This is a genomic window from Streptomyces clavuligerus, from assembly GCF_005519465.1.
In the GTDB taxonomy this organism is placed as follows: Bacteria; Actinomycetota; Actinomycetes; order Streptomycetales; family Streptomycetaceae; genus Streptomyces; species Streptomyces clavuligerus.
The window spans coordinates 687,386-709,050 of record NZ_CP027859.1; the positions used below are offsets into that span (position 1 = coordinate 687,386).

Sequence of the window (21,665 nt, forward strand, 5' to 3'; positions counted from 1 at the left end):
GCTCCGGAGACACCACCGTCCCCGGGCCGGGTCGTGCGGTCGCCTTCACCACCCCCGGCACACGGACCGGGCCCAGTAGCGGATCGAGAGGTTCGCGTCCTGCGGGTACGGGGTGAAGAGGCGGACCCGGGCGGCCAGCCGGACGCGGTCCTCGGGCGTCGGCACACCGTCCCGTGCAGCGGCCCCCGGCCGTGGCAGAGGTACAGCCGGGGGGGAGCTGTGTGCGCATGGGGCGCGCTGTAGCCGGGGCGATGTCTGAGCTGCGCGCTGTTTACGCGGGTCAGCGCAGTGAGGGGGAGATACCCACGGTGTCAGCCGATAAAGGCGGTCAGGGCGTCGATCACCGCCTGGGGCTGTTCCTCCGGGATGTAGTGGCCGCAGTCGGCGACCTCGACCACGGTGACATCGGTGCCTTTCGCGGGGAGCAGGTCGCGCAGATAGGCGTAGTTGCTCCGGTCGCCGCCGAGGGCGAGCAGGGGCATGGTGAGCGGGGCGTAGGACCGTTCCTCGTCGATGTCCTGGTTGTACGCCTGGTACCAGCGGTTTCCGGCGCGGATGGCCTCGGGGGTGGAGTAGGCGCGGCTGTAGATCTGCCGGGAGAGTTCGTCGAGCGTGGTGGGGTCGTGCGCCATGTAGCCGAACAGCCAGTCGACGAGGGGGCGGGAGCGGCCTTCGAGAAGCTGCTCGGGCAGGCCCCGGAGCTGGTTGAAGGCGAACCACCACAGATAGGTGCGGGCCCCGGCCTCGATGTCGGAGCCGGTGTGCTGGTCCGGGCCCGGCAGCAGGGTGAGCGTGGACAGGCTCGCGTCCGGGTGCGCGACGTCCAGCAGGACCACGCGGGTGGTCGCCTCAGGGTGGTTGGCGGCATGGGCGTGGGCGACCATGGCGCCGATGTCGTGCCCGGCGACGGTGGCGGCGGTCAGGCCCAGGTGGCGGATGAGTTCGCGGATGTCGCGGGCCATCGTCTTCTTGTCATAGCCGTCCTCGGGCTTGGACGAGCCGCCCATGCCGCGCAGGTCGACGGCGATCACCCGGTAGCGGCGGGCCAGTTCGGGCATCACCTTGTGCCACTGCCACCAGGTCTGCGGCCAGCCGCCGAGGAGGATCAGCGGCTCGCCCGTGCCGCCGTCGACGTAGTGCAGCCGGACGCCGTTGACGTCGGCGTGCCGGCTGGTGAATCCGGGGCCGAGCCGTCGGGCGAGGGCGACATCGCTCAACGGGTCGGTGTCCGGGGCGGTGTCCGGGGCGGTGTCCGGGGCGGTGTCCGGGGCGGCGGCGGGGACGTTCGGCACGTCGTTCCGCACGTCCTTCGCCGGGGTGGGCGTGGCCGTGGGGGATGTGGACATGGGGTTCTCCGGGGGTGGGGTGCGGCGCGGGCAGGGACCTGTCGTACGAAGATTTCGTACGATCAATCGTTCGCGATCTTCGTACGATTGAGGAAGGGGTGTCAACGGCGATCACGTGATCCGTACGGCCTGCGCGTACCCGTACAGTGAGGCCATGGAGGAGTTGCACCACCCCGAGGCCCGGGACATCCGGCTCGTCGATGTGTTCGCCGCGCTGGGCCACCCCTTGCGGCTGGAGGTCGCGCGGGCGCTCGCGAGCGGCGAGGAGCGGTTCTGCGGCGAGATCGTCCCCGATGTCCCGAGGTCGAGCATGACCCACCACTGGCGCGCCCTCCGGGAGAGCGGCGTGATCCACCAGCGCCGCGACGGCCGCCGCTTCTATCTCACCCTGCGCCGCGCCGACCTCGACGCGCGCTTCCCCGGGCTGCTCGACCTCGTCCTCACCGCCCCGGCCGCCGACGGCGACCACTGACGCCTCGCCGCCTCTCCGCAGGGGGGCCGCACACGCTCATGTACTGCCGCCTGGGCACGCGTTAGGCTGACCGTCATGCCCCAGCCGTTCCCGCCCGTCGCCCCGTACGCGCACGGCCTGCTCGATGTCGGTGACGGGCAGCGGATCTACTGGGAGACCAGCGGGAACCCCGAGGGGAAGGCCGCCCTGTGTGTGCACGGCGGGCCCGGGAGCGGAGGGCGGCGCGGCAGTCGGGCGATGTTCGATCCCGAGGTCTTCCGGATCGTCCTCTTCGATCAGCGGGGCTGCGGTGAGAGCCTGCCCCATGCCTCCGACCCGTCCGTCGGTCTGGAACACAACACGACCGACCATCTGATCGCCGACATGGAACGGCTCCGCGTGCACCTGGGCATCGAGCGCTGGCTCCTCCACGGCGGCTCCTGGGGCTCGACGTTGATCCTCGCCTATGCCGAGCGCCACCCCGAGCGGGTCTCCGCGATCGTCATCGTGGGCGTCACCACGACCCGGCCGGAGGAGACCGAGTGGCTCTACCGGGGTGTGGGACGGCTGCTGCCCGGGCCCTGGGAGAGGTTCCGCGACGCGCTGCCGGAGGCGGAGCGGGACGGCGATCCCGTCGCGGCCTACAACCGGCTGGTGAACAGCCCGGACGAAACGGTCAGGCGCCGGGCGGCGCGGGAGTGGTGTGCCTGGGAGGACGCCGTCATCGCCCATGAGGCACTCGGGCATCCGGGCCAGTACAGCGACAAGTCCGACGACGCGCTGATGGCGTTCGTCCGGATCTGCGCGCACTACTTCGCCCATGACGCCTGGCTCGACGACGGGCAACTGCTCCGCGAGGCGCACCGGCTGGCCGGTATCCCGGGCGTGCTGATCCATGGGCGGCTGGATCTGGGCAGCCCGCTGCAGACCGCATGGGAACTGGCCAGGGCCTGGCCGGACGCGGAGCTGAAGGTGATCGACGACTCGGGGCACACGGGCAGCCCCGCGATGCGGGACGCGGCCCTCGAAGCGATCGCGCGGTTCGGCGCCTGAGCCCGTCGCCAGCCACCTGCCCACCGAGCGCCTGAGCCCGTCGCCAGCCGCCCGCCCGCCGAGTTGCCGAGCCCACCGCCGCCCGTCGCGGCCCACCTGCTGAACGCTCCCGGCTACCAGCGCACGGGAAGCGCCTTCAGATGCCGGTTGACGGGGTTGGTTCCGTGCTCAAGACGCCGCGGATCGACGGCGAGACGCAGTTCGGGAGCGCGGTCGAGCAGCGTGGTCAGGGCGATGACGGCCTCCTCGTGGGCGAGGTGCGCGCCGAGGCAGCGGTGGGCGCCGTGGCCGAAGCCGAGGTGGTGTTCCCTGAGGCGGCGGGTGCGGCCGAGGTCGAGACGGTCGGGGTCGGTGAAGGCGGCCGGGTCGCGGTTGGCCGCGGACACGATCGGGAGAACGGCCTCCCCGGCCTTCACCGGGGTGGCGCCCAGGGTGGTGTCGCACAGGGCGTAACGGGGCAGCGCGCGCACGACGGGGCCGCAGTAGCGCATGAGTTCGTCGACGGCGTGCGGCATGAGGGTGGGGTCGTCACGCAGCAGGGCGAGCTGTCCGGGGTGGGTGAGCAGTGCTTCGGTGCCGTTGGCGATGAGGTTGACGGTGGTGATGTGTCCGGCGACGACGAGGTTGACGATGAGGGCGACCAACTCCTCCGGGCTCAGTCGGTCCCGGTGGCGGGGGTCGAGCAGATCGGAGATGAGGTCGTCGCCGGGGTGGGCGGTGTGGTGGTCGACGAGGGTGATGGCGTCGTCCACCATCCCGGCGAGCGCGTCGCCGAGTTCGTCGCCGCAGACCCCGGCGACCAGGGTGGCGCTGCGGGCCCGCCAGCGGTCGCGGTCGGCTTCGGGGACGGCGATGAGTTCACAGATGACGGTGATGGGCAGGGGCCGGGCGTAGTGCTCGATGAGGTCGACCACACCGTCCTCGGCGTGGTCGGGCAGCCGGTCGAGCAGCCCGGTGGCGACAGTCTCGATCCGGGGGCGCAGCCCGGTCACCCGGCGCGGGGAGAACGCGGCGCCGACGAGGCCGCGCAGCCTGCGGTGGTCGGCGCCGTCCGCGTCGAAGATCCCGGCGCGCAGATACTTCTCGTACCCCCGGTGCATGCCGCGGGCCTGCCAGGTCTGCTCGGTGCGGTGGGCCACCGGAGCGCCGGGGACGCCCGTGGCGTCGATGGTGAAGCGGGGGTCGCTCATGACGGCGCGGATGTCGTCGTACCGGGTGGCCACCCACATCGGATCGACGCCGGGCACGCTTCCGCGCACCATGCGCTTGCGTGCGCGGATGTGCGCGTAGGCGGTGAAGGGGTCTTCGACCAGGGCCGGATCGGTCAGGTCCAGGGGTTCTTCGTCGGTGTCGGCGCGGTCCGGGTCCTGTGTGCCCATGCCAGGAGTCTCCCAACAGAAGAGGCGGGGCTGCGGGGAACGTCGTCCGTGGTTGTGTTCCGCCGGGGTGTGTTCCGATTGCCTGGTGGGCGCGAATTCACCCGCACGGGTGCGGGAACGTGCACGGGTCTCCACTGTCGGCGGCGGATGCCCGGCATATCAGGGAGTGTCAGGCGTTCCGGTAGCGGTCCCGGGTCTCGGGGCGGCGGCGGAAACCCGCGGACGCGTAGGTCGCGACGGCGGCCGTGTTGGCGCTCGGGGTGCAGACGAGCGCGCTCGACGAGCCCAGGTCCCGGAGTGCCGCCGCCGCGGCGAGGGTGATGGCCCGGCCGTGGCCCCGGTGGCGGTGTTCCCGGTGGACGCCCATCGGTTCGAGCAGCCCGGGGCGGCCCGGCCCGGCCGACCAGACGGTCACCGCCGCCACCGGTCCGGCCCGGTCGTCGTGGGCGAGCAGGCAGCGGGCGTCGGCGAACGGCGGTGCGGCGGCCATCGTGTGCCAGTGCTCGGCCGTGAAAGCCGATCCGTCGAACGCCGCCCGGTGGACGGCGGTGAACGCGTGCGCCCGCTCCGGGCCGACCACCTCGATCCGCAGGCCCGGCCCGTCCACCGGCCCGCCCACCGGCTCGTTCACCGAGTCGCTCACCGGCTCGCCGAGGTCGCGGTGGAGCGGTGTCCACGGCTCGTCGGTGCCCCAGCCGTGCGCGGACAGCGGCTCGTGGACGAGCGCGCCCGCCGGGGCCTCGACGCTCGCCCTGCCCTCGGGCAGCACGCCGCGCTCCGGCCGGGTGATGTCGTCGGCGAGCCGCCGCGCCAGCTCCTCGTCCCGGTGGGCGCCGGGCGCGATCGCCAGCCGCAGCAGCCCGGGGCCGTCCAGCAGCCCGATGGCGAGGACCCGTCCGGCACGGGTCCAGGTCCGGACCGCCGCGGCGGTCGCCGCCGCGCCTGACCGCCAGAACCAGCCCAGGTCCCCGGGGTGCAGTTGCGTCGGCGCCCCCTCGTGCTGCCACTCCCGCAGTACGCCCACCGTCTTGGGCAGCCCGTCGGCTCCCGGCCCGCCCAGCGTGATCGTCATCCCCCGATCGCACACCACCGCGCCGTCGCTCCGCACCCGGTTTCCCGGCCGGACGGGAGGCGGCCACCGGGCCCCGGCCTCAGCGTGTACCGATCCGTCTGGCGGCCGCGGTGAGAAGCCCCGTCAGCCCCGGAGCGTAGCGGTGGGCGCGCCAGATGGCGGCCGTTCCCCGGCCGGGGAAGGCCAGGGTGCGGCCCCGGGCCAGGGCGGCGTCCGCCGCCGCGAGGACGGCGGCGGGCGGGATGCCGCGCTGGTTGTCGAAGACATGGGGGTGGGTGCGGCGGCTCTCGTCGAGGAGGGGGGTCTCGACGGCCGGCGGGCAGACGCAGACCACCCGGACACCGCTGCCCCGGCATTCGAGGGCGAGGACCTGGCAGAACTGCTGGACGGCGGCCTTGGACGCGCCGTACGCGCCTATTTCCGCGACCGGCAGCCAGCTCGCGACGGAGGCGATGACGACCAGGTCGCCGTAGCCGCGGGCGGCCATGCGGGAGACGGTCTCCCGAGCGATGTGCGCGGTGCCCAGGTAGTTGACGCGGACGAGCCGGTCGAGGTCCTCGGCGGGCTGCTCCAGCAGGGGGCCGAAGCGGACTGTGCCGGCGCAGTGGATGACCTTGTCGACGGGTCCGAGGGCGTCCTCCGTCTCCTGGACGGCGGCGGCGACCGCCCGGCTGTCGCTTACGTCGCACACCAGCGGGAGGACGGTGGGGAGCCCGTCGAGCCGGTCGCGCAGGCCGGTTTCGTCGATGTCGAGGGCGGCGACGGCGACGCCCCGGCGGGCCAGGGCGCGGGCCGCGCAGGCGCCGATGCCGCTGGCGGCGCCGGTCACCAGGGCGACCGTGGGGAGGTCGGGCGGTGCGGTCCTCATGACCGTGCTCCTTCGGCGCGGGCCGGCGCGGGCTCCCGGGGCTCGGCGATCATGGGGAGGTGGTCGGGGCGGGTGATGGCGGCGGGGAGCTGCCGTACCCGGTGGGAACGGTCGGGGCGGAGCCGCCAGCGCCGGTAGATGGTCGCGAGGGTGATGTGGAGCTGTGTCCAGGCCATGGAGTCGCCGATGCACTTGTGGGCTCCCCCGCCGAAGGGGAGGAAGAACGACCGGGGGCGGCCGGACCCGATGTGCTGCCAGCGTTCGGGCCAGAAGGCGTCGGGGTGGGGGAAGTGGCGCGGGTCGCGGTGGAGCGCGTAGGGGCTGAAGGCCACTTCGGTACCGGCCGGGAGCCGGATGTCGCCGAGGACGGTGGGTTTGACGGTGCGCCGGGTCAGCAGGGGCGCGGCGTGCAGCCGTACCGTCTCGTTCAGGATCTCCTCGGCGCAGGTGAGCCGGGGGATGTCGGCGGGGGTGACGGGGCGGTCGCCGACGACGGCGTCCAGTTCCGCCACCAGCCGTCGTTCCGCCACCGGGTGGCGGGCGATCTCGTGCACCGCCCAGGCGGCGATGCTGCTGGTGGTCTCGGTGCCCGCGCCGAGCATGGTGATGAGTTCGTCCCTCAGCTGGGTGCCGTCCATGGGGCGTCCGGTCTCGGGGTCGCGGGCCTGGACGAGGACGGTCAGCAGGTCGTCGTGGTGCTGCGGGGAGCGGTAGTGGCCGTCGAGGATGCCCTCCACGATCACGCGCAGCCGGGCGGCGGCGGTGTCGCAGCGGCGGTTGAGCGGGATCGGCAGGGGGTCGAGGAAGGCGGGCATGACGGCGCGGACCAGGACGTCGTGGGCGATGACCGGGATGGAACGGTGCACCTCCGCGCGGTCGGCGTCGGACAGCCGGGACGAGAAGAGGATCTCGGTGGTGTTGGAGAGCGCCAGGTCCAGGAGTTCGGTGTCGGCCACCAGCCGTCGGCCGGGGCTCCAGCGCGCGACCATGGCCTCGGCGTTGGCGGTCATGGTCGTGCTGTAGCGGCCCATCTGGGAGCGGTGGAAGGCCGGTTGCATGATGCGCCGCTGCTTGCGGTGGGTGGGGATGTCCGCGACCGGGAGTCCGTTGCCGAAGACCGCGCCGAGGCGTTCGAAGATCCGCCCGGTGGCGAAGACGGACCCCTGGGCCACCAGGGCCTGGTGCACCAGCTCGGTATCGGACACGAACAGGACCGGTGTCCGGCCGAGGTGGAGCAGGACGCTGTCGCCGTGCTCCCGCAGGCCCATGAGGAACCGGAACGGGTCGCGGGCCAGGGTGGCCACATGCCCGACGAGCGGGAGGCGGCCGGGTGCCTCGGGCACCTGGTGGAGCGTTCTGAGCGGGGTCTGGGGACTGGCCATGGGGGCCTTCCTCGGTGGCAGGTCAGATCCGGCCTTCGTAGACGAGGTACATCGCCAGGAGCGTGTCGTGTCCGGCGATCAGCCGTTCGGTGTCCACGAAGGTGTCGATGGCGGGGTGGGCGCGGACGAGGTCGAGGGCCGCGGCACGTCGCTTGGTCCACCGCTGGTGGCAGCGGCGTTCGGCACCGGACGCCTCGACGCGGTGGATGATGTCGGCGGTGAGCCGGGCGATGTGCTCCCGGTCGCGGCCGGGCACACGGTCCCGGCCGGGGGTGGTGGGGTGGGCCGCGCGGGCGGCGCACAGCCGTCGGAGGTCGGCGGCGAGCCCGATGCCCGAGGGGTCGAAGGAGCCGGAGAGGTCAGAGGGATCAGAGGGGCCGGAGCCGGTGTCGTGCCCCAGGGCCGTCAGGACCACCTCGTTCGCGAGACAGCCCTCTTCGAGTTCGGCCCGCCAGGTGGCCAGGGCGTTGGCGCACTGCCCGTTGCCCTGGAGCAGCAGACAGAGTCGGCGGAAGGCCCGGTATGTGTCGCTGTCCGGCGCGGGGAGGGTGTCGCACCGGCTGTCGGCGACCATCCTGTCCATCGTCTCGAAGGCGAGGAAGTTCATGTTGTGGCCTTCGAGCATGAGCCGGGTGTGCTCGGCAGCCGGGGGGATGCGCGCCGGGTCGGCGTTGAGTTCGAGGTTGTCCGACAGACAGCCCACGATGGCGCGGTAGTCGCGGCAGAGCTGGGCCTCGTGACGGCGGAACGCCCGTTCCCCGGAGAGCTCCAGGAGCTGTTGGACGAGCGACTCCCAGATGTGCGCCATGGTGTCGTAGTAGGGGCGCCACCCCTTCGGCAGGCGCCGGGCGGCTGCCGCGAGGCCGGCGTCGGCGGTGCGGCGGATGCGTCCGCCCGTGCCGGGGATGGCGGCCATGGCGGCCAGCAGCTCCCGGTCGTGGACCTCGTCGGCGATGTCGTCGGCGAGCGCGTTGAAGTCCACCGCCATCTGTTTGATGTCGCCGAGCATGTCGCGGGTCCCGGGGTCGAACAGCGTCCCCGCGCCGCCCGGGCGGGAGCCGTCCGGGCCGGTGGCGCGGTAGGGGTGGGTGGTGGTCTCCTGGGCCATCACCCGGGTCCAGGCGAGTACCGTCCTGCCCCGGGCCTTGGTGAGGAGCCCCCGGTCGGCCATGGCCGCGGAGGCCGCCAGGGTGGCCTCGTCCGCGTCGGTCCGGGCCCGGGTGGTGGGCCGGTGGTGCTGCCGCCCCAGCCGGGTGCAGGCGATCCGCCGGGCCACCGGCAGAATCCGCTCCAGCGCGAGCGTGTCCTTCTCGGCCGCGGTCAGCGCCGGGTGGTCCTGCCAGCACCGCGCCCTGACGGCGATCTCGGCGAGGTGGTCGAGGACGGTCTCGCTCTCCGCGGGGTCGAGTTTCAGGCCCGACCCCGCCAGCGCGGTGCGCTCGGCGCGCAGCAGGTGCGTCAGCCCGGCGCGGTCCGTCTCGTCGAGGTGTCCGGTGAGCCCCACCGCGGTGGGGCCGTCCCCGGCGGTCTCGGTCCGGCCGTCCCGCCGGGACCACGACGGCGCCGGGAGCGGGTGGGGGTGGGCGAGGGCGTCGTTCGTCACCGGTGGTCCCCCCTGGGGCGGGCGGGCCGCGCGGACACCGGGCGCGGGACGGTGGCGGGGCGGAGTGCGGTCCGGGGCCGCGCGGTGAGCGGGCGAGGCCCCCGTTCCCGCACCGGACGCGGGTGGTGGGAACGGGGCAGGCCCGGCGGGAAGGCGGGGCGGCCGGGGCGGACATCGTGTCCGACCGCCGTGATGACGTCGTCGAGGCTCCCGGTCAGGGCCGTGGCGGTGGGAAGCCCGGCGGTCCCGCCGCCGATGACCACCGCCGAGGGACCTGCCGGTGAGGGACCTGCCGGTGAGGACTCTGCCGAGCAGGAAGGGACCGACGAGGAAGGGACCGACGAGGAACGTGCTGCCGCCGTCATCGCGGTCCCATGGCGTCCGGGACCCCCGGGGCCCTGTGTCCGCAGGATGAGCGCGCTGGGCCGCCGCACCCTGGCGACGGCGTCACGGACGCTGGCATAGGACTCCCTTGGAAGCGACCTGGGTTGCGACTGGCTGCGCCCTGCTGCGCCTGGCAGCGACATTTCCGGGGGCCATGACATTGTGGCGATCTGTGCAGCGCCCGTCGCATACCGCAATCGGCCATCCTCGGGGGCGCGGCCCCGATGGGTACGGCGGTGGCCGCGGGCGGGGCACGGGCCACCGGGGCAGGCCCCGGCGGACGCGTCGCGGGAACGGCTTCTTCCGTGGCCGGGAGGGAGAAGGGCGGCGGGGCCCGCGCGGGAGACGGGCCGGCCTGGCTCCCGCGCGGGCCCCGCCGCCACGGCGTACAGCGGGCGCCGATTTTCGGACGGCGGAGAGACGAAGGCGCTTTCGGACGGGCCTTTTCCGACGGGTTCACCCGTTCTTCCCGGTGCGGGACCTCGACACCGACCGGGGCCGAGGTCCCGCGCGCCGCCCGGGCCACGGGCCCGCGCTGTCCCGGAGCCGAGAGGTCCCGCGCCCCGCCGGGCGGCTCCTCGGTACGCAGGTGGCTCCTCGGTACCGGGTGGCTCGCGGTACCGCGTGGTTCAGTGCGCCCGGCCGTGGTGGCTGTGGGCACGGGCTTCGGCGGCGGCCTTCAGATCGCGCAGCCACGCTTCGAGGCCCTGACGCAGGATCTCGGTCGCGACGGGGATGTGCGCCTCGACCTGAGGACCCGTGTGGGTCTCTTCGGTGCTCACCCGGACACCGCCCCCGACCTTGGTGAACGTCCATACGTGGACCCCGTCGATCCGCAGCCCCCCGGCGGTCGCGGGCCCGGTCCAGCGGATGCAGGACCCGCGCTTGAGCTGCTCGACGGTCGAGGTGATCTCCAGACGGGTGGCGGGGGTGACGGGGTTGGGCGGCACGGGCATGGTCCAGTGGAACGCGGAACCCTTGCGGAAGGGGCCGTGGTCGAGGCGGTCCACCGTCGAGACGGCGCCCTTCCAGGACGGCCAGCGCTCCACATCGGTCTGGAGCCGCCACACAGTACGCAGTGGCGCGTTGATGAAGGTCTCGGTCCGGTGGCGGACGCGTGCGCCGGGGTCGACGCCCTCTCCCCGGCAGGAGAGGGAGGGAGCGCCGGGGTGGGACGCGTACGCCGGGGCGGCTGCGGCCGTCCCGACGGCCCCGGCCGGTGCGGCGGCCGTGCCGAGGAGACCGGCGATGAGCGGAAGCGTGAGCAGGGCGGCGCGGAGGCCGGTGCGGCGGATGCCGGGCATGGTGTTCCCCTTGACGGTCGACGGGCGGACACAGCGGGCACGGCGTACGCGGCGTACGCGGCGCGGACGCGGCCCACCAAGAGCGATAGACTCCCTTGTGTTCGTTAGAAGTTATAACTTTGAGCGGGGCGGGGGTCAACACCCCTTCGTGATAACCTCTAACGGAACTTTTGACCTATCAACCCAGAGCGGGATAAGGGGGGTTCGGGCCATGGCGGGCACGCCGGAGACCCTGACACCACGGGAGCGCTACCGCGCCCAGGTATGCTCGGAGATCAAGGAACACGCCTGGGAGCAGATCGCTGCGGCGGGCGCGTCCGCGCTCTCCCTCAACGCGATCGCCAAACGGATGGGCATGAGCGGCCCCGCGCTCTACCGCTACTTCGCCGGCCGCGACGATCTGATCACCGAGCTGATCCGGGATGCGTACCGGAGCCTGGCCGACGCCGTGCGTACCGCCTCCGCCGCCGGTGCCGGCCTGGCGGAACTCGCCCAGGTCCTGCGCCACTGGGCACTGGCGGACCCCCAGCGGTACTTCCTCGTCTACGGAACGCCCGTTCCCGGCTATCACGCACCCGAGGAGATCACCGGCATATCTTCCGAGATCATGTCGCACCTCCTCGACGCGTGCACCACGTCGCCCGCCCCGGACGGGCCGGGCGCGCCGGACAGCCCGGACCGGCCGGGCGCTCCGGGTGGCCCCGCCGCCCCGTTCACCGCCCATCTGGCCACCCACCGGGAGTGGGCCGCCTCCCATCCCGCGCCACCCGCCGCCCTCCACCGGGCGCTCACCTTCTGGACCCGGCTCCACGGCCTTCTCTCGCTGGAACTCGCGGGCCACTTCAGGGGAATGGGCTTCGACCCCGCCCTGTTCTTCGCCGCCGAGCTGGACGATCTGCTGCCGCCGGGGCCCTGATCCCCGCCTCCGGTGCGGACCCGCCCCGCCCGTTCCCGGCGCGCGTGTGCCGCGCTCGCGCCGAACATGCGGCGACGCGCGGAGGCACACCCCCACGCCCCTGGCTCACGCCCCGCTGCGCCCCCGCCGGACAGCGTGTCCGCCGCCCGGCGGGAAAGGGGAAGGGGACCGAAGAAGGTGACCAGGAGGCATGGCCCTGTCGGCCGCGGAGCTCAGCCTGCTCGCCCGCAGGTGGGTGTTCAAACAGGAGTGGGACTTCGACGACACCCCGACCGAAGGCGACATCGGGATCTACGCGAAGGCCCTGCTGGTCTGCGCGAAGGGCGACGGTGTGATCTCGCGGGAGGAACGCGACTGGGTCCTCGGATACTTCGCCGCCTTCTGCGGGGACGCCGCGCAGTTGGCGGAACTCGCCGACTATCCGGCCGATGACGATGTCGTCGACCTGGTCACACGCTCAACGGTCATCGACAACAGCCGCGGTGCCCTGATCTTCGACGCGCTGCGGGCGTGCGCCGCGGACGGCGACCTCGCGCCGGGTGAGGTCGCCCGTGTCAAGCAGGCCGCAGCCGCGCTCGGGATCGCGGAGGACACCGTCGAGCGCCTGAAGGAGCTGTACTTCCAGGAGAGAGGAGCGCGGGCCGCCCGCAACGCCCTGCTGTACCCGGGCGGATCGCCGGTCTAGCGCCACACCGCCGCACCGGTCCGCCGCCACACCGCTCTGTCGCCACACCGCCGCACCGCTCCACCGCCGCACCGCTCCACCGGTCCGCCGCCGCACCGGCTCGCCCGGCGGGCCGCCGTCACCGCGCGGCCCCTGGACGGCGCCCGCCGCTCAGCCGCCCTCGAACACGTCCTTCCGGTACTTCATGATTTTCATGGCCTCTTCCTTCTTCTCCGCTCCCTCGAATTGACTCATATGGGCCGCCAATGTGACCGGATCTTGTAGCTGGAGCAGGAACTCGGCCATTTCCTCCCTATTGACGGCGGCGCGGAACTCGTCCTCGGTCAGCGGGACCGTCTCTTTGTCCAGCGTGTCCGTCCGATCGATCGCGACGATGTCGTAGGGCGCGCCCTGCCGCGCGATCCAGCCGTGCTCGGAACCCGTAGCCCCCTTCGTCAGATACTTTCTCTTGATCCGGATGGTGAGCACATACCCGAACCGGGACTCCGAGGCGAACCGGGCGGCTATACCGGCGTCCGTCGAGAATTCAATCAGCTTTGCCGTCTCCTCGTCGCGGCGCTGGCTCACATACCCCTCGGCATGCTCTCGCTCGGGCCTCGTCGCGTCCTCATCAGGTCTCTGGAGTATCTTCGGGAGGCTGACGAACGAACCTCGGATGATCTCCTTGTAGAGGTGTTTCCGCTGGGTGGGCGTCACACCGCGCTTCAGGAAGACTTCCTGCTCGCTGTCCTCGGGCAGCGCCGCGACATGGTCCTCGGCGCTCAGCTCCGGCGGCTGGTCCTGTAGTTCGATCCGTCTCCCGGGCCGGTCCTTCTCCGCCGACTTCTCTCTCTCGTCCACCTTCCGCTGGATGGGCCGCTCCCACCGCTCCGGACACCCGGTCCGCCGCAGTACCTCGGTGACCGCCCGGTTCCCGGCATGACTCTGGAGGGCCAGTATCCTCTGCACGGCCGTACCGGCGGATACGGGCGTCACCCGCGACTTCCGAGAGGTCTGTCCTCCCCTCTTCGTGGTGTCCTTGTCGCGGGCGAATTCCATGCCTCTTCCTCCGGAAGTCAAAGACGGGTCAACCCGCCCATGCTCGCAGGGTGAAGGCCGTGTTCCCAGAGGGCCTGGAGACAGAATGTCCACCCGCCGGAATCAGATTCACCGTCGCCGATGCTCATGCCTCGACGGTGACCCGGACGGGATTCAGCCCCGCGTCGTGGTGAACCACCGGCCAGTAGCCGTCGAGCATGTACTCCTCGCCGATGTTCTCGTAGTGGACCTCCGTCCCGGCGCCGTCGGCGACCGTGAGGGCGGAGGGCAGCACATCCCTGAGGAACGCGGCCTTCTCCTCCTCCGTCTCCTCCCCCTCCGCGCCCCAGTCCCACAGATACTCCGTGGCGCGTTCACGAACGGCGGCGAAATCGGCGAGCAGGGTACGGGCACGGGGCAGCAGCCGGACGACGGTCTCCCGGTCCGCGGGCACGGTGGACCCGAAGGGGGCGAAGGTGACCGACAGCTCCTGCCCGGCGGCGCGTACGGTGACATACCGTTCCGCGACAATCCGGTCCGGGTCCAGGGTGTCGGAGGCGAGGGCGGGGGCGGTCCCGCCGGGGACGGTCGGCGGGGTCGGGGTGGTGTCGGGCACGGGGCGCCTCCCTGGGTGTGGCCGGATCGATGGGGGCATTGTGCCCGTACGCACTGACAGCGCCCATGGCCACAGCAAGCGCGCCATTCCGTCCCGGTGTCGAACCGGAACCCGTTCCGGTCCGTGCCGAAGGCCGAGACCTTGCACGTGGCACAGCATGGCGCACCCGGAGGCATTCCCCCCATGGCACATGGTCGATCGAAGCGGACGGTCACGCCGAAGAGGCGTTGGCGACGGGCCTGGCGGCGGACGAAGCGCGAGGTGGGACTCGTCCGCCGGGCCTTCGTCGAACCGGTTCGGGCCGGCCGTCACCATCGGCGGGTCGTACGGCTGCTGACCGACCGGATCGCCGACCCGGAGACGGCCCGGGTCGCCGAGCGGGCGCTGAACGCGGCGGACGCGGTGCTCGCGGAGGCACCGGGCGCCTTCGCGTACGCGGTGCTGGCGGACCCGGCCGGGCTGACCGTGCGGGTGGCGGGGCGCAGGCTGCCGCAGCCGCCGTCGCCCTGGCGGGCCGATGGCCCCGGGGTCTGGCAGGCCCCGCCGGACAGCGGACAGCAGGAGGACGACGGGGACGACCGGCCCAGGCTGCCCGTCGTCATCGGCGCCGACGCGGGCGGGGCGGTGGTGCTGGACCTGTTCAGCGGGCCGGGCGTCATCACGGTCGAGGGTGAACCGGGGCCCGCCCGGGCCCTGACGCAGGCGCTCGCGGCCCAGATCGACCTGCGGGTCGGCCCGACCGGCCTGGTGGCCGCGCGGGGGGTCCACCCCCGCTACGAAGGGCCCGAACTCTCCCTGGTGCTGGACACCCTGGAAGGGTTCGTGCGCGGCGCGGACGGCCCGGAACGCATGACCGTGGTCTGCGTCGACCCCGACGAGGAGCAGGCCGGGCGCATCCAGCGGCTGGCCGGGACGGGGCGGTTCGTCTTCCTCGTCCGCGGCCGGACGCGCGGCCACCGGTGGAGCCTGCGGGTGGACGCCGAGGGCCGGATCACGGCGCCCGGACTCGGGCTGGGCGGGGAGTGCGGGCCGCTCCCCGAAGCGGTGGCACGCACCGCCCGGCGCGGTGCGCGGGTCGCCGTCCGTGCACCGCGCCCACCGCGCCGGGCCGGGTCCGCGGACTCCGCCCGCGCCGGAGCCGTCACGGCCACGGCGCGCTCCGCCGCCGTTCTGCCCCCACCGGAGCCGGAGCCGGTGAAGGGACTGGCGAAGGGACCGGAGGCGGGGACGGGGCCGGGGCTTCGCACGGAGCCGGACGCGGCGCGGGTGACGGCGAGCCCCTGGCGTCCGGCCGGGACGGCGCAGGTGTCGGCGGGGCCCCGGGCCTCGTCCCCCACCGGCGTCTCCGCCGCCTCCGAGGACCGGCCCGACGGGCACGACCGGCACAACGGGCACAACCGGCACAACGGGCACGACCGGCACAACGGGCACGACGGGCACGACCGGCCCGATCCGCGCGACCGACGCGATCCGCGCGACCGGCCGGACGGGGGGCCCGCGGAGTGACCCCCCTGGCGAACAGCTCCGAGCGAACGAAGAGGCAGTCACCGTGAAACTCCTCATCACCACCGTCAGCGGCGACGGGTCCGCACCGCAGGACGTGGTCCTCGGGGCGTCCGGCGCCACCACCGTCCGCGAGATCGCCGAGCATCTGGCCGGGGACGGGGCGCCCGTCCCGGACTGCTATCTGGGCCAGGAGCTGCTGAAGCCGGGGACACCGCTGTCCGCCAGCGGCATCCGCGACGGCTCCGTACTCGGCCTCGGCCACCCCGTGCCGCACGACGACGGCGCCTACGGCCCCGGACGCGGCCGGATGCCGCAGCCCGTGGACCCGTCCGACGGGAACGGGACCGGCCCGGCGGTCGAACTCCAGCTCATCGGGGGGCCGGACGCCGGGCGGGTCCACCTCCTCGGCATGGGCACGTACGACATCGGCCCGGCGCCCGGCAGCGCCGTGCCGCTGCACGGCCAGGACGTGCCCGCCGCGGGCGTGCGGCTGACCGTGCGGCCGGACGGCACGGCCGTCGTCGCCCTGCCCGCCGACGGCGGGGCCGCGCTCTCCCTCCCCGAGCCGCCGCCCGACCGCGCCCCGGTGGACGCGCCCGACCTGCCGCTGTCGGACGCCGAGGAGGAGCGGCGGCAGGCGCCCGCTCCCCCGCCGGACCTCCCGCCCGGCTGGACCGAGTGGCCCATCGGCGGTGAACTGGTCTGCGGGGAGTATCTGCTCCGGCTGGCCGAGCCCACGGAGGCCGACGCCGCCGTCACCCCCTCCGAGGAGGGCACCGGACTCGACTACAACCGGCCGCCCCGTATCGTCCCGCCGCTGGCCCCCGAGCAGTTCCGCCTCCCCGGGCCGCCCAGCCCGCCGGGGCGGCGGCCCATCCCGGTGCTGGTCACCGTCGCCCCGCTGTTCATGGGTGCCGCGATGGTCTACTTCTTCGACTCCTACTACTTCATGTTCTTCGCGCTGATGAGCCCGGTCCTGATGGTGGGCAACCACCTCAGCAGCCTGCGCAGCGGTCGCAAGGAGTACGAGGAGAACGTGCACAACTACCGGGCCCGCCGCGCCGACCTGGAGGAGGACGTCCGCCGCATGGTGGCGGACGAACGGCGGCTGCGGGTGCTGTCCGCGCCCGATCCGGCCGCTCTGGGGCTGATGGCGGTCGGCCCGGGGGTGCGGCTGTGGGAGCGACGCCGGAGCGACCCCGACCATCTGATGTTGCGGATCGGCACCTCGCGGCAGCCGTCCCTGCTCCAGATCGAGGACGGCGCCCGCGAGGACAACCACCGCAGTGTGTGCTGGCAGATCCCGGACGTCCCGGTCGCCGTGGACCTGGCGGGCAGCGGTGTGGTCGGCTTCGCCGGTGAGGGGCCCCAGGCGCGTGCCCTCGCCCGCTGGGCGGTGGCCCAGGCCGCCGTTCTGCACAGCCCCCGCGATCTGCGGATCACCGTGCTCACCGACGCCGAGTCGGCCGACTCCTGGTCCTGGCTGCGCTGGCTGCCGCACGCCCGCTCGGGCCCCGTGGGCGCGGCGGAGGACAGCGGCCCCGTGACCCTGCTCGGCAACGACTCGGAGACCGTCGCCAACCGGATCGCCGAACTCGTCGCCACGATCCGCAGGCGGGCCCAGGCCGACCGGGCCACCCTGAGCCGGGTCCTGCTCAGCGAGCCCGACATCATGGTGGTCCTGGACGGGGCGCGGCGGCTGCGCGACGTCCCCGGAGCGGTCCAGGTGCTCAAGGAGGGACCGGCGGTACGGATCTTCCTGCTCTGTGTGGACCAGAAGGAACGGCTGCTGCCCGAGGAGTGCACCACCGTCGTCTCCATCGCCCGCCATGAGCTGACGGCCCGCCGGACCGGGCTGCCCGACCAGACCGGTGTCCGCCCCGACTTCGTGGAGCCCGCCTGGTGCGAGCGCGTCGCCCGCGGTCTCGCCCCCGTGCGCGATGTCACGCCCGAGGCGGACGGCGGGCTGCCCGACCGGGTGGGCCTGCTCGACCTGCTCGGGCTGGAACCGCCGCGGAGCGAGGAGATCGCCGGGCGCTGGCGGGAGCGGCCCGCGAGCACCGTCGCCGTCATCGGCAGCGGCTATGACGGACCGGCCTCCTTCGACCTGGTCAAGGACGGACCGCACGCGCTGATCGCCGGGACGACCGGCTCCGGCAAGTCCGAGCTGTTGCAGACCTTCGTGGCCTCGCTCGCCGCCGCCAACCACCCCGAGGAGATGACCTTCGTCCTCGTCGACTACAAGGGCGGCAGCGCCTTCAAGGACTGCGTACGGCTGCCGCACACCCTCGGCATGGTCACCGACCTGGACAGCCATCTCGTCCAGCGGGCCCTGGAGTCCCTGACTGCGGAGCTGATCCGGCGCGAGCACATCCTGGCCCGGGCGGGGGCCAAGGACCATCCGCAGTACCGGGCGATGCGCCGCCGCGACCCCGGACTGCCGCCGCTGCCCCGGCTGCTGCTGGTCATCGACGAGTTCGCCACCCTGGTGCGCGAGGTCGAGGGCTTCATCCCCGGGCTCGTCTCCATCGCCCAGCGCGGCCGGTCCCTCGGCATCCATCTGGTGCTCGCGACCCAGCGCCCCGCCGGTGTGATCAGCAACGACATCCGGGCCAACACCAATCTGCGGATCGCCCTGCGGGTCACCGACCCGTCGGAGAGCCAGGACGTCATCGACACCACCGACGCCGCCACCATCTCCTCCGGCACCCCCGGCCGCGCCCTCGCCCGTACCGGCCACCGTTCGGTGCAGGCGTTCCAGACCGCCTATGTGGGAACGGCGCGCCCGGTGGACGAACCCGCCGAGGCCGCCCCGGCGCCCGCCAGGCTCTGGTCCGCCGAACTGCCCTGGCAGCGGCTGGGCCGCACGGCCGAGGCGCCGAGCCGGGGCGAGGAGACCGCGGAGATCGAGCTGCCCGACGTGCCGACGGACCTCACCGCGCTGGTGGAGGCCGTCGGCGCGGCGGCACAGTCGCTCGGCCACACCCCGCAGCCCAGCCCCTGGCTGCCCGCGCTCGGCACCGGGGTGCTGCTGAACGAGCTGCCCGAGCCCCCGGCCCCGGCCGAGGGCCGGCTCGCCCCGGTCGTCTGGGGGGTCGAGGACCTGCCCGCCCTCCAGGCACAGCTTCCCGTCGTCCTCGACCTGGAGACCTTCGGCCATCTCTATGTCCTCGGGATGCCGCGCTCCGGCCGCACCCAGGTCCTGCGTACCCTCGCGGGCTCCGTCGCCCGCACCCTGAGCTGCGCGGACGTCCATCTCTACGGCATCGACGCGGGGGGCGGGGCGCTGGCCGCGCTGACCGCGCTGCCGCACTGCGGCTCGGTGGTCTCCCGTGCCGACACCGAACGGCTCGACCGCCTCGTCACCCGGCTGGTGGCCGATCTGGCGCGCCGTCAGGAGCTGCTGACCGCCCACAGCGCGGGCAATCTCACCGAGCTGCGCGCCACCCTGCCCGCCGCCGAACGGCCGCCGCACATCTTCGTGCTGATCGACGGATACGACGCGCTCAATGTGCTGATCTCCGAGTACGACAACGGCAGGCTGCTCAACGACCTCATCACGCTGCTGCGCGAGGGCGCGGCGGCGGGAGTGCACATCGTCGCCACCTCCGAACGGTCGCTCCACAGCGGGCGGCTGGCCACGCTGAACAGCGACCGGCTGCTGCTGCGCCTCAGTGACCGCACCGACTACAGCGTGGCCGGTATCGACGGCCGACGGGTACCGGCGGACATCCCGCCGGGGCGCGGCTGGCGCACCGCCAACGGAGCGGAGACGCAGGTGGCGCTGCTCGCGCCGGGCAGCACGGGGCAGGAGCAGGCCGAGGCGCTGCGGGCGATCGGCCGGACCGCCACGGCCCGTGACAGCGCGGTGCCGCCCGTCCGCCGCCCGTTCCGGATCGGGGTCCTGCCCGCCAGGGTGGACTTCAAGGAGGCGTACGAGAAGGTACCGGCCGGGCGGCGGCGCCCGCTGTGGGGGCTGATCGGTCTCGGGGGCGACGACATCGCCCCCGTCGGTGCGGACTTCACCGACAAGTCGCCGACGTTCGTCGTGGCCGGGCCGCCCGGGACCGGCCGCAGCACCGCCCTCGCCTGCCTCTCGGTCTCGCTGCTCGCGGGCGGGACCGGGATCGTCGCCATCACGCCCCGGGAGTCGCCGCTGCGCGCGCTCCACCAGCATCCGCGGGCCCGCGTGCTGGCGACGGCCGGTCCTTCGGCGGAGGAGCTGCGCGAGGCGATCGGGGCCGTCGGCGGCCCGGCCGTGGTCGTGATCGACGACGCCGATCTGCTGGAGGAGTACACATCGGCGGACCCCCTGCTGAAGGAGGTGATCGCCGCCGGCCGGGACCGCGGGCTTGGCCTGGCCTGCGCGGGCACCGCCGAGAAGATCAACCACGCCATCGGCGGCTGGCTCGCCGAGGCCAGGAACGGGCGCAAGGGCCTGCTGCTCTCGCCCCAGTCCATGGCGGAGGGCGACTTCATCGGCGGCCGTCTCGCGCACAACCTGCTCCGGGTCAACCGGCCGCCCGGCCGCGGGTACACCACCGACCCGGAGTCGGGGGCGCTGATCACCGTCCTCGTCCCGGAGACCGTTCTGCACCTCACCGGGGGCGACGCCTGACGGGAGCACGCCACCGTGCCACCACCGCGTGGCACCGCGTCGACGCGGCCCCGGGCCGGGTGCCCGGGGCCGCGTCGGCGTTGGCGTTGGCGGCCGGTGGCGGCACAGCACCGCCCGGCCTGCACCGCCCGGCCGTGCACCGCCGGGCCCGTCCGCACAGCACTGCGGCCCGTCGCGCCGGGAGCGCTACGGGCCGCAGTGCGACGGTGCCGGGTCGGGTCAGCTGCTGTTCTTGTCCATTCCGCTGGCCATCTTGTTGTCCATTTCCTCCATCTGCTGCCTGATGTCCTTGAACTGCTGGGCGAAGCTGTTGATCTGCTTGACCGCCGCGGTGAGCGAGTCGTTGAACTTCTGATACGCCGCCTCCATCTTCGGGCTGGTCTGCCGGAAGACCAGTCCATTGCTGAGCAGCCGGGAGACCTCGCCCCGCAACGCGCTGAGCTGCGGGACCATATTGTCGGCCGCACTGTTCAGCCGCGCGGACACCTGTTCGATCTCGTTGTAATCGAGATGAATATCGCCCTTGGCCATGGGATTCCCTCTTCCTGTCCGCTGGTTCTGCTAGTTCTGCTTGTCCGGGTCCCGCTGGTCCAGGGTTTTGGCCCAGCTCTTCGGGTCGTCCGTCATGGAGCCCTGATATTCGATCTTCTTGCCGTCGGCATCGATGATGGTCCGGGTCCCCGTGGTGCCGTCGGGCGAGACGGTCACCTCGACGCTGGTCGACTTTCCGTCGGCGTGGTCGATATCGGTCTTGTAGCCGCCGTTCCCGGTGAACGTGGTGTTCTCCTTGTGGTTCAGACCGTCCTTGTTGGCGATGTTCGAGCTGATGCCGGTGACCTCGCCATTGGCGCCGTAGGTGAAGTTGGTGCTGCTCGCGCCGCCGTCCGGGTCGGTGTAGTTCCACGCCTTGGGGGGCTCCCCCGGCAGCTCCGGTTTGCTGCTGGCGTCCGCGAGCGGTACCTGCCGGGCGACGAGATTTCCGTCCTCGTCCCGGTGGTGCATGGTCACATAGGTGGTGGAGAGCTTCTGCCAGGCTTCGTACGCCTGTTTCTTCCCGACGTAGTCGGCGTAGTCGAACTGGGCCGCCTGGGTTCCGGCCATCGAGGCCAGCGAGGCGTCCTGCTCGAACAGCGCCTTGCCGATCGCGGTGAACGTGCTTTCCACACTGCCCAGGACGTCCCCGGCCCGCTGGAACGCGTACCGCCAGTCGTTCCAGAAATCACCGACGACCTCCGGGAGCGTCCACCAGCCGAGCTGTTCCTCGGTGTAGTCGGAGCCCGACTCATTGGCCCGGGCGTCTTCCACGGACTTCTTCAGCTCTCCGGCCTTCTTGCCCAACTGGTAGAGCGTCTCGTAGTCGATGACGAAATCAGCCATGGGGTTCCCCCTTTCCATGGAGCCGTACCGGCACCTCCTATCACGCGAACACCAAGTCCAGGGTTCAACTGAACTTTGCAGTCCGGTT

The 21,665-nt window shown here is 72.9% G+C and carries 17 protein-coding genes; 6 read left to right on the forward strand and 11 right to left on the reverse strand.

What is annotated here, in order from left to right:
* Window positions 1-311: 311 nt before the first annotated feature.
* Window positions 312-1,346, reverse strand: coding sequence for an alpha/beta fold hydrolase (locus CRV15_RS31265; protein WP_003963218.1), 1,035 nt, complete (start codon window positions 1,344-1,346; stop codon window positions 312-314).
* A 154-nt stretch (window positions 1,347-1,500) separates the two neighbouring features.
* Between CRV15_RS31265 and CRV15_RS31270 the strand changes: the two genes are divergently transcribed.
* Together CRV15_RS31270 and pip are read left to right on the forward strand one after the other, a co-directional pair.
* Complete coding sequence (locus tag CRV15_RS31270; protein ID WP_029183249.1) at window positions 1,501-1,818, forward strand: ArsR/SmtB family transcription factor; 318 nt, start codon at window positions 1,501-1,503, stop codon at window positions 1,816-1,818.
* Window positions 1,819-1,893: 75 nt separating this feature from the next.
* A complete protein-coding gene (gene pip / locus CRV15_RS31275; protein ID WP_003963219.1) occupies window positions 1,894-2,850 on the forward strand; it encodes a prolyl aminopeptidase in 957 nt (318 codons plus the stop codon).
* Between the two features lie 113 nt (window positions 2,851-2,963).
* Here pip and CRV15_RS31280 read toward each other — a convergent pair whose 3' ends face one another.
* The 6 genes from CRV15_RS31280 to CRV15_RS31305 form a co-directional block, all read right to left on the reverse strand.
* Window positions 2,964-4,229, reverse strand: a complete 1,266-nt coding sequence (locus CRV15_RS31280) for a cytochrome P450 family protein (protein ID WP_003958580.1) — start codon at window positions 4,227-4,229, stop codon at window positions 2,964-2,966.
* 169 nt (window positions 4,230-4,398) lie between these two features.
* Entirely contained in the window at window positions 4,399-5,301 is a 903-nt protein-coding gene (locus CRV15_RS31285; protein WP_003958579.1) for a GNAT family N-acetyltransferase, read from the reverse strand.
* A gap of 79 nt (window positions 5,302-5,380) precedes the next feature.
* Window positions 5,381-6,169, reverse strand: coding sequence for an SDR family NAD(P)-dependent oxidoreductase (locus CRV15_RS31290; protein WP_003963222.1), 789 nt, complete (start codon window positions 6,167-6,169; stop codon window positions 5,381-5,383).
* Window positions 6,166-7,551: a cytochrome P450 gene (locus tag CRV15_RS31295; protein ID WP_003958577.1), complete on the reverse strand. Its 1,386-nt coding sequence runs from the start codon at window positions 7,549-7,551 to the stop codon at window positions 6,166-6,168. Before CRV15_RS31295 ends, CRV15_RS31290 begins: the two co-directional genes overlap by 4 nt.
* A 22-nt stretch (window positions 7,552-7,573) precedes the next feature.
* Window positions 7,574-9,154, reverse strand: coding sequence for a hypothetical protein (locus tag CRV15_RS31300; RefSeq protein ID WP_003958576.1), 1,581 nt, complete (start codon window positions 9,152-9,154; stop codon window positions 7,574-7,576).
* A gap of 1,013 nt (window positions 9,155-10,167) precedes the next feature.
* Complete coding sequence (locus CRV15_RS31305; protein ID WP_003963224.1) at window positions 10,168-10,842, reverse strand: SRPBCC family protein; 675 nt, start codon at window positions 10,840-10,842, stop codon at window positions 10,168-10,170.
* A 211-nt stretch (window positions 10,843-11,053) separates the two neighbouring features.
* Between CRV15_RS31305 and CRV15_RS31310 the strand changes: the two genes are divergently transcribed.
* Both CRV15_RS31310 and CRV15_RS31315 read left to right on the forward strand, forming a co-directional pair.
* Window positions 11,054-11,758 carry a TetR/AcrR family transcriptional regulator gene (locus tag CRV15_RS31310; RefSeq protein WP_009999236.1) on the forward strand — a complete coding sequence of 235 codons (705 nt, stop codon included), beginning with the start codon at window positions 11,054-11,056 and terminating at the stop codon, window positions 11,756-11,758.
* 190 nt (window positions 11,759-11,948) lie between these two features.
* Window positions 11,949-12,443: a TerB family tellurite resistance protein gene (locus CRV15_RS31315; protein ID WP_003958573.1), complete on the forward strand. Its 495-nt coding sequence runs from the start codon at window positions 11,949-11,951 to the stop codon at window positions 12,441-12,443.
* A gap of 150 nt (window positions 12,444-12,593) precedes the next feature.
* On the opposite strand, the gene CRV15_RS31320 is transcribed toward CRV15_RS31315, so the two are convergent.
* Both CRV15_RS31320 and CRV15_RS31325 read right to left on the reverse strand, forming a co-directional pair.
* Window positions 12,594-13,481 (reverse strand): DUF4765 family protein, encoded by an 888-nt coding sequence (locus CRV15_RS31320; RefSeq protein ID WP_003958572.1) that lies wholly within the window; start codon window positions 13,479-13,481, stop codon window positions 12,594-12,596.
* A gap of 124 nt (window positions 13,482-13,605) precedes the next feature.
* Window positions 13,606-14,076 (reverse strand): hypothetical protein, encoded by a 471-nt coding sequence (locus CRV15_RS31325; RefSeq protein WP_009999237.1) that lies wholly within the window; start codon window positions 14,074-14,076, stop codon window positions 13,606-13,608.
* A 261-nt stretch (window positions 14,077-14,337) separates the two neighbouring features.
* On the opposite strand from CRV15_RS31325, the gene CRV15_RS36400 reads away from it, so the two are divergent.
* Both CRV15_RS36400 and CRV15_RS37560 read left to right on the forward strand, forming a co-directional pair.
* On the forward strand, window positions 14,338-15,582 hold the full coding sequence (locus CRV15_RS36400; RefSeq protein ID WP_003963228.1) for a hypothetical protein: 1,245 nt from the start codon (window positions 14,338-14,340) through the stop codon (window positions 15,580-15,582).
* A gap of 43 nt (window positions 15,583-15,625) precedes the next feature.
* Window positions 15,626-20,200 (forward strand): FtsK/SpoIIIE domain-containing protein, encoded by a 4,575-nt coding sequence (locus tag CRV15_RS37560; protein WP_009999239.1) that lies wholly within the window; start codon window positions 15,626-15,628, stop codon window positions 20,198-20,200.
* A 219-nt stretch (window positions 20,201-20,419) separates the two neighbouring features.
* Here CRV15_RS37560 and CRV15_RS31340 read toward each other — a convergent pair whose 3' ends face one another.
* Together CRV15_RS31340 and CRV15_RS31345 are read right to left on the reverse strand one after the other, a co-directional pair.
* Window positions 20,420-20,731, reverse strand: a complete 312-nt coding sequence (locus CRV15_RS31340; protein ID WP_003958532.1) for a hypothetical protein — start codon at window positions 20,729-20,731, stop codon at window positions 20,420-20,422.
* 30 nt (window positions 20,732-20,761) lie between these two features.
* Window positions 20,762-21,577, reverse strand: a complete 816-nt coding sequence (locus CRV15_RS31345; protein WP_009999241.1) for a hypothetical protein — start codon at window positions 21,575-21,577, stop codon at window positions 20,762-20,764.
* Between the last annotated feature and the right edge of the window lie 88 nt (window positions 21,578-21,665).